Source organism: Corynebacterium sp. HMSC076G08 (assembly GCF_001811515.1).
In the GTDB taxonomy this organism is placed as follows: Bacteria; Actinomycetota; Actinomycetes; order Mycobacteriales; family Mycobacteriaceae; genus Corynebacterium; species Corynebacterium hiratae.
This window is the reverse complement of the sequence record NZ_KV805074.1, coordinates 1-226: the sequence shown is the minus strand read 5'-3', so window position 1 is coordinate 226 and position 226 is coordinate 1. Positions and strand designations below refer to the sequence as shown.

The 226-nt window shown below is 63.7% G+C and carries 1 pseudogene; it reads right to left on the bottom strand.

Annotated elements, in window-relative coordinates:
* Positions 1–215, bottom strand: a pseudogene (locus HMPREF2806_RS09970) (ISL3 family transposase); the annotation flags it as partial.
* Positions 216–226 lie beyond the last annotated feature (11 nt).

The window sequence follows — 226 nt, the reverse complement described above, 5'->3', positions numbered from 1 at the left end:
GTGGGGAATCCGACGACGGGAAGATCGACGAGTCGACGGGTGATGTGGTCGCGCAGCTTGCCTGGCTGGCCGCAGTCCGGGCACGCGCCGATAACGGCTACTGGCGTGGTCTCAATGATGGTCAGCGGTCCGGCATCAGCGGCACCGGTGATAGCAAGTCCGATTTCCGCGGTACGGCAGATGGTGTCGGCGACGAGGTTTCCAGTAGGCTTCACAGTACGGGTCC